Below are 5,633 nucleotides of genomic sequence, written 5' to 3' on the forward strand. Positions count from 1 at the left end.
AGCAGTTTGGGACTAAATTAAGCCCATTATTCGGATTTGCCAAATCTTCCAAATACAAAACCAACTTCAAATTAAGCCAAAATGCCCAAATTGCTTGTAGCGTGTGTTAGCGGATGTTTTTCTTCTCCTCAAGGTCAATTTCGATTAGTAAATCATAAAAGTCTTTATATTCATCATTTACTTCTTCAGCTGTCTCATGATCCCATAATACGATAGGGTAATTGTTATCTTCCTTATTTCTATTTGTGTCAAAACAAAGTAATCCCCAATCACTCCATACAGCAAATGGAACGTACCCTTTTTCAATTAAAAATTCTGTTGGGTAACCGTCAAAAATCATTTCTGTTTGTTTAGCTCTCCAAGTATTAATTGGATGCTTACAAAATGAAACTTCTGAAATTTGAAGTTCATAAAAGTGCTTATGCTTTAAAAATATTTTGTAATCAATTGGTAATTTATGTCCAAGTCGGCTTTCAAATTCTGCAATTTCACTATCTGTTACTTTACTATCAATTGGAAACCAAATTCGCCATTCCTCTTTTTTGTCTTGATTAGGGTCAGCCATTTCTGGTTCAATATATATGGGCAATTTGTTAAGTTCAATTTCAACCCATTTTTTTAAGTAAGTGTCGATTATTGTTTTTATAGTATGTTCTTTCATATTTATTTCTTTCTAAAATATCCGCTAACGTTCCGGCGCTTGGCGAGGTTGCGAACTTCGGAACCAATTATTTTCTATCAAAGATAAAATTTCTTGCGAGAAATAAACGTGTATTTACTACAAAATTCGCAATCTTGCCAAACGCCTGTTAGCGGTAGTGCATTAATTAATGTTTTCAATTCTATCATTGACCAGTTTTCTTCCAGTTTTCCATAAGAATTTTGCAAAGAAAAAAACTGCGATAACGCCAATTGTTATAGTGATAGTATAAGTGATTTGTTTTATTTCAAATCTTGTCGAAAAGACTTTAAGAATCTCGACTAATATTGTTCTAAGCGCTCCAAAAACTGCTATAAAAAATATTGCAGAAATTAATAATATTGAATAACCAAGAATTTTTTTCATAAAATAAGTCATGTCTTTTATACATTATTGCGTTAGTGCATTATTTACCTTTCAATTTTATGTTTTCTATAAGCTCTTTTTCACTACGCGCAAACTTTTCAGTTTTTCTATTAGTCATAACTCCATAATCTGTCCACATAATTTCACATCCATCTTCAATACTATCTTCATAGATTGGAATCAAATCAGCAATTCCAACAAATACATATTCCATTTCAACTTTGTCTGAATTGGTAAATCTAATTTCGCCTTCTTTTCCAATTTTCACTGCTTTTTCATAAGCGACTTTAGGGTTCTCAGCTTTTATTAAATGAAAATTTCCCCAAGTTACAACACGTCGCAAATCATTTTCTTTATTACGATTTACTGGCTCACGCTTCTCGATAATTTCTGCTATATACCAAGTTCCTTTTTCGTTTGATATTTTTTCGTTTTCTTCCATTTTTATAGGATTTCGCCGCAAACTTCGGGCATTACCGCTAACGTTCTGGTACTACAGCGGGTTTGGGAACTAAATTAAGATTTATTTTTCGGTTATCACTAAACTGCCAAATACAAAACCATTTTCCCATTAAGCCAAATGCCCAAATCCGTTGTAGTAGCTGTTATGTGGCGTCCTTATACGTGCTGTTATTTTAAAAGTTTTAAAAGACAATCTAAAAAAGATTTATCCATTAAATATTGCTTATTTTTCATTCCTATAAAAGCTTCGTTTCCACAAATTTCTTCGGTTTTTCCTGAATTATATTTTATTTTCATTTTGAATCTAACATCAATTCCAACTTTAGTTTCGTTTTCATTTGCATTTTCAAGAAAGTTAAGGATTTTAGAAATAGTTTTTGCGTCCTCAATCTTTTTAAGCTTTATGTCTTTACCAAAATAATTAAAAATTTGACAGTCAATTCTGATTGGAGTTTCGATATCAAAATCAACATACCGTATTTCGATTTGTTTTATTTCGCTTGAATTTGAGTAAAGGTTTTGCTTTTGATAATTTTCAAACCCACTTAGAATAAAAAAGAGTAAGCAGAATAAGGTTGGTTTCATAATTATAGCAGATTTGTTTCTTAGGATGTCACATAACGTTCCCGCGCTACACGCGGTTTGGGACTAAATTAGCGCTATTTTTCGGATAAGCCAAACTTCCAAATACAAAACCATTTTCCCGTCAAGACAAATACCCAAATTGCTTGTAGCGTGTGTTATAAGCCGTTTTTTCTTCTACTTTATTTTCATTTCGCTTTCTACATCAAACTTTTTTCGTTCTTCTTCCGTCATTCTTTCTCTTAAAAGTCTGATTGTATATCCACCGTGTAATTCTGATTTTTTGATATACATCCAATCACTAATTTCTTTTTTTTCTATTTGTACAGTGTCGCCAAGTTTTACGCTTTTTATTTTTTCTGGCAAATTGTCAATTACGCCAATATATTTCCCTTTTTCTATTCCTTGAATATTTCCAATCCAAATATGTTCAACGTTTCCATTTTCTTCAAATTTCTTTTTCAAGCCAAAAAATGTAAAAACTCTAGTATTGTTTTTAAAAGCAAAATCAAAACTATCTAAAGTTTGTTTTGCTTTTTCGATTGCCTTATTCATTTCAACATCATCTTCTTCAACGTTATAAATTGTCGGCTCATTTTCTCTTCCTATTTTTTTGTTTGAATTACAACTTAAAATACAAATAGAGAAAAATAGGAGTAATGTCTTGATTTGCAGATTTTTCATAAAATGGCTTATAACGTTCCGGCGCTTGGCGAGGTTGCGAACTTCGGAACTGATTATTTTTTATCAAAGATAAAATTTCTTGCGAGAAATAAACGTGAATTTACTACAAATTCGCAATCTTGCCAAACGCCTGTTATAGGCAGCTTTTATTTTTGTTCTTCTAAATATTTTTTCCAGAAATCAATTGTAGAAAGTAGAGTTTTTTCAAAATCAATTTTGGTGTTTTCATCTAGTTGAATAATAAATCTAGTTACATTATAATCGTGTCTTGAGTAGTCAGAAGAATAATCGCCAATATGAGTTACAGTTTTTTCTCTTCTACTTTTGTCACTGAGAATACAATGCTTAGTTCCATTTGTAATTAAACGCATATATTCTAATTCGGGGCAAAGTTTGGTTAAATATTGTTGATATTTTAAAAGACCAGAAATAAATTTTAATTCACCTTTTTTATTTATGCTTTCAGAATTTTGGAATCTTTCGTCGTTTATGAAAAATTCTTGGTAAGTCCAATCTGTTAAATGCCAAGAATTAATTGCTGAATTCATTGCAAATCGAGGATTTAGATGTTGTTTGTCAAAATCAGAATACTCTTCAAGTAATTTATTGAATAAATCATTTGACGTACTAATTTCAAATGTTAAAGTTGGTTTGAAATCTTTTTCCATAAGTTTTACCTCATTTTTTGTAAAGTTGCCTATAACGTTCCCGCGCTACAAGCAGTTTGGGACTAAATTAAGCCCATTATTCGGATTTGCCAAATCTTGCAAATACAAACCAATTTTTCAAATTAAGCCTAATACCCAAATTGCTTGTAGCGTGTGTTAGCGGTTCGGTTGTTTATGTACAAACCATTTGATAAAACTCTTTTACCAAGTTTTTCTGTATTGCGGATGATTGAGGCCAACTCCAAATCATAAGATGAAATAATATTAAGTGCATTACTATCAAATTGATTAGTACTTTCTTTAATGTTTTTTTGTTTTTTGTCAGCGATAATGTAATAAAGAAAACTATAATAATCCAAAAAGGAATATAGACAATTCGACTTAAACCTGTTTGTGGAAATAAGTTTACTAGCAATGTCAATTCTAAAATACATACTAATATTGATAAGATGATTAAAAGTATTCTTTGGTTGAATTTTATCATTTATTTTTCTTTTCAGCAAGTTTCTATTTTTCATTTTCAAATTCATAAAGCTTTCTCAAACTTCTGCTTTTCAAGTTTCAATTCTCAACTTCCAATATTTATATTTTCAAGTTTTAAAAATTTGACTTTGAAGTTTATACTTTTCATGATTTCATTTTCGGTTTTCCTGCGAAAAACAAAATCAATCTTTTACAAAGTTTTTTTTTGCGTAAGTTCGGTTTCAACTGACCGCTAACGTTACCGCGCTACAAGCAGTTTGGGACTAAATTAAGCCCATTATTCGGATTTGCCAAATCTTCCAAATACAAAACCATATTTGAATAAAGCCTAATACCCAAATTGCTTGTAGCGTGTGTTGTGCGTTCGCTTTTTTATGTATTTTGCCATTCATATTTTTCTTTCGCTCTTTTTTCAATTCCGTCGATTAAACTCTTTTCGTCAATTATTATTTTTTCTTTTTTTACAGTTTTAAATGTTTTGAAAATTTCATAAAGAGTAAAATTATTCCAATTAAATAGTCTGTTAATTCTATACTTTTTCTCTTTCGTTTTTAATTCAATCAAATATCCGACAATACTTCCAGTTTTTGACCTACGCTCAATAATTTTAATATTTACTTTTTGTAAATCTATAGTTTCTTCCCATTTTTGATTGAATTTTTCTCCAAATATTTTAATATTTTGATTGTTAATTCTTATTTCATAAATATAGTCAATAGATTCTTGTAGAGTTGTAATAACTATTATTGCTATAAAAAATAAAGTAAATAAAATCTCAATTATTTCAAATCTATTATTCTTATTTGAAAAAAGAATTATTGAAAAAAAGAATAAAAAAGTAATAATTTTAATCACTATATCTTTTTTTATCCTGTTTTTAAAATCCATTTTTTCAGCATAAAAAATCATTTCTTCCATTATCATTTTTTAAGATTTCTTTTCTGTTTTCTGTTGCTCGAAAGTGACGCACAACGTTCCGCCGCTTCTCGTCAGTTGCGAAGTGCGGAACTTTTAATTTTCTGTTAAAGATAAAAATTCTTGCGAAACGTGAACGTGAACTTACCACAAAATTCGCAATTGCGAGAAACGGCTGTTATGCAACGTTTATTCTTCTTTGACATTTGTTTCCAAAATATCTTTTGGCGGAATCATTTGGTATGGTCTTGCTAAATATTCTATTTTCTCTTTCAAAGGAAATGTAATTTTCCATACCGTTTTGATTTTGTTTTCATCAACCTCAAACATTTTCGTCGCAATCCATTTTCCATTAACCCATTCCAATTGGCTTCCGCTTCCGCCTCCATTTCCAATATAAAATTCCGTAATCTTTTTTTGTTCAATGTAAAATGTTGGATTTGATAAGTCAGATAATTGATTATTTAGAACATAATCGTGTTTTTTAATGTCATAAAGATAAACTCTAACTTTATTCTTGATTCCGCTTCCAGATTGTCCATAATAGCCAATTACAAAATCTTTAATATTATCGTAATTCAAGTCAATTAATTTGTCGTAATCAGCAGAAGTTATTTTGCTTTCCGAATTAAATGCTTTTAATAACTTTTGGCTTTTAGCTTTTAAAATTACTTCATCAACTTTTCTGCTTTGAGAATTACAACTAGTTAGGAAAATTAAGGAAAATATGAAAGCGAATGTTCTCATTTATTTCGGGTTTTTAAATGTTGCAT

Annotated in this window: 9 protein-coding genes; all 9 read right to left on the bottom strand. The window is 29.8% G+C overall.

The window, feature by feature from the left end; genetic code table 11:
• Positions 1-106: 106 nt before the first annotated feature.
• Positions 107-661: an SMI1/KNR4 family protein gene (locus L1S34_RS14485; protein WP_236364769.1), complete on the bottom strand. Its 555-nt coding sequence runs from the start codon at positions 659-661 to the stop codon at positions 107-109.
• Positions 662-823: 162 nt separating this feature from the next.
• A complete protein-coding gene (locus L1S34_RS14490; protein WP_236364770.1) occupies positions 824-1,066 on the bottom strand; it encodes a hypothetical protein in 243 nt (80 codons plus the stop codon).
• A gap of 40 nt (positions 1,067-1,106) precedes the next feature.
• Positions 1,107-1,508, bottom strand: a complete 402-nt coding sequence (locus tag L1S34_RS14495) for a DUF4288 domain-containing protein (RefSeq protein WP_236364772.1) — start codon at positions 1,506-1,508, stop codon at positions 1,107-1,109.
• 188 nt (positions 1,509-1,696) lie between these two features.
• Positions 1,697-2,113, bottom strand: coding sequence for a hypothetical protein (locus L1S34_RS14500; protein WP_236364774.1), 417 nt, complete (start codon positions 2,111-2,113; stop codon positions 1,697-1,699).
• Positions 2,114-2,287: 174 nt separating this feature from the next.
• Positions 2,288-2,794, bottom strand: a complete 507-nt coding sequence (locus L1S34_RS14505; protein WP_236364775.1) for a YegJ family protein — start codon at positions 2,792-2,794, stop codon at positions 2,288-2,290.
• Between the two features lie 146 nt (positions 2,795-2,940).
• The gene (locus tag L1S34_RS14510) at positions 2,941-3,462 is read right to left on the bottom strand and encodes a hypothetical protein (protein ID WP_236364777.1); all 522 of its coding nucleotides are present in this window, start codon (positions 3,460-3,462) and stop codon (positions 2,941-2,943) included.
• Between the two features lie 128 nt (positions 3,463-3,590).
• A complete protein-coding gene (locus L1S34_RS14515) occupies positions 3,591-3,980 on the bottom strand; it encodes a hypothetical protein (protein ID WP_236364778.1) in 390 nt (129 codons plus the stop codon).
• A gap of 337 nt (positions 3,981-4,317) precedes the next feature.
• Positions 4,318-4,863, bottom strand: a complete 546-nt coding sequence (locus L1S34_RS14520; RefSeq protein WP_236364780.1) for a hypothetical protein — start codon at positions 4,861-4,863, stop codon at positions 4,318-4,320.
• Positions 4,864-5,049: 186 nt separating this feature from the next.
• The gene (locus L1S34_RS14525; protein ID WP_236364784.1) at positions 5,050-5,607 is read right to left on the bottom strand and encodes an XAC2610-related protein; all 558 of its coding nucleotides are present in this window, start codon (positions 5,605-5,607) and stop codon (positions 5,050-5,052) included.
• Between the last annotated feature and the right edge of the window lie 26 nt (positions 5,608-5,633).

The sequence above is a fragment of the Flavobacterium sp. K77 genome (assembly GCF_021608205.1).
GTDB lineage: Bacteria > Bacteroidota > Bacteroidia > Flavobacteriales > Flavobacteriaceae > Flavobacterium > Flavobacterium turcicum.

Bases quoted from the DNA above. Each gene is read 5' to 3' on its own strand.
- L1S34_RS14485 (WP_236364769.1), bottom strand. From the start codon at position 661: ATGAAAGAACATACTATAAAAACAATAATCGACACTTACTTAAAAAAA.
- L1S34_RS14490 (WP_236364770.1), bottom strand. From the start codon at position 1,066: ATGAAAAAAATTCTTGGTTATTCAATATTATTAATTTCTGCAATATTT.
- L1S34_RS14515 (WP_236364778.1), bottom strand. From the start codon at position 3,980: ATGAAAAATAGAAACTTGCTGAAAAGAAAAATAAATGATAAAATTCAA.
- L1S34_RS14525 (WP_236364784.1), bottom strand. From the start codon at position 5,607: ATGAGAACATTCGCTTTCATATTTTCCTTAATTTTCCTAACTAGTTGT.
- L1S34_RS14505 (WP_236364775.1), bottom strand. From the start codon at position 2,794: ATGAAAAATCTGCAAATCAAGACATTACTCCTATTTTTCTCTATTTGT.
- L1S34_RS14510 (WP_236364777.1), bottom strand. From the start codon at position 3,462: ATGGAAAAAGATTTCAAACCAACTTTAACATTTGAAATTAGTACGTCA.
- L1S34_RS14520 (WP_236364780.1), bottom strand. From the start codon at position 4,863: ATGGAAGAAATGATTTTTTATGCTGAAAAAATGGATTTTAAAAACAGG.
- L1S34_RS14495 (WP_236364772.1), bottom strand. From the start codon at position 1,508: ATGGAAGAAAACGAAAAAATATCAAACGAAAAAGGAACTTGGTATATA.
- L1S34_RS14500 (WP_236364774.1), bottom strand. From the start codon at position 2,113: ATGAAACCAACCTTATTCTGCTTACTCTTTTTTATTCTAAGTGGGTTT.